We start from the raw sequence: 1,271 nt of genomic DNA, 5'->3' as shown, positions 1-1,271 counted from the left end.
AAAAGGAAATCTCATCTTGAGGGGGGCTTCATGCTTAGATGCTTTCAGCACTTATCCCGTCCGCACGTAGCTACCCAGCTATGCCTTTGGCAAGACAACTGGTACACCAGCGGTGCGTCCATCCCGGTCCTCTCGTACTAAGGACAGCTCCTCTCAAATTTCCTGCGCCCACGACGGATAGGGACCGAACTGTCTCACGACGTTCTGAACCCAGCTCGCGTACCGCTTTAATGGGCGAACAGCCCAACCCTTGGGACCGACTACAGCCCCAGGATGCGATGAGCCGACATCGAGGTGCCAAACCTCCCCGTCGATGTGGACTCTTGGGGGAGATAAGCCTGTTATCCCCGGGGTAGCTTTTATCCGTTGAGCGATGGCCCTTCCATGCGGAACCACCGGATCACTAAGCCCGACTTTCGTCCCTGCTCGACTTGTAGGTCTCGCAGTCAAGCTCCCTTGTGCCTTTACACTCTGCGAATGATTTCCAACCATTCTGAGGGAACCTTTGGGCGCCTCCGTTACTCTTTAGGAGGCGACCGCCCCAGTCAAACTGCCCACCTGACACTGTCTCCCAGCCCGATAAGGGCTGCGGGTTAGAATTTCAATACAGCCAGGGTAGTATCCCACCGACGCCTCCACCGAAGCTAGCGCTCCGGCTTCTCAGGCTCCTACCTATCCTGTACAAGCTGTACCAAAATTCAATATCAGGCTACAGTAAAGCTCCACGGGGTCTTTCCGTCCTGTCGCGGGTAACCTGCATCTTCACAGGTACTATAATTTCACCGAGTCTCTGGTTGAGACAGTGCCCAGATCGTTACGCCTTTCGTGCGGGTCGGAACTTACCCGACAAGGAATTTCGCTACCTTAGGACCGTTATAGTTACGGCCGCCGTTTACTGGGGCTTCGGTTCAAAGCTTCGCTTGCGCTAACCTCTCCCCTTAACCTTCCAGCACCGGGCAGGCGTCAGCCCCTATACTTCGCCTTACGGCTTCGCAGAGACCTGTGTTTTTGCTAAACAGTCGCCTGGGCCTATTCACTGCGGCTCTCTCGGGCTTTAACACCCTAACAGAGCACCCCTTCTCCCGAAGTTACGGGGTCATTTTGCCGAGTTCCTTAACCAGAGTTCTCTCGCTCACCTTAGGATTCTCTCCTCGCCTACCTGTGTCGGTTTGCGGTACGGGCACCATACTCCTCGCTAGAGGCTTTTCTTGGCAGTGTGAAATCAGGAACTTCGGTACTATATTTCCCTCGCTGTCACAGCTCAGCCTTAT

General features: G+C 54.8%; 1 rRNA gene. It reads right to left on the bottom strand.

From position 1 onward, the window contains the following. Positions 1–1,271, bottom strand: a 23S ribosomal RNA gene (locus ACQCT5_RS22865); the annotation flags it as partial.

This window comes from Sutcliffiella halmapala, assembly GCF_050107295.1.
In the GTDB taxonomy this organism is placed as follows: domain Bacteria; phylum Bacillota; class Bacilli; order Bacillales; family Bacillaceae_I; genus Sutcliffiella_A; species Sutcliffiella_A halmapala_A.
This window is presented reverse-complemented; position numbering and strand designations above follow the sequence as displayed.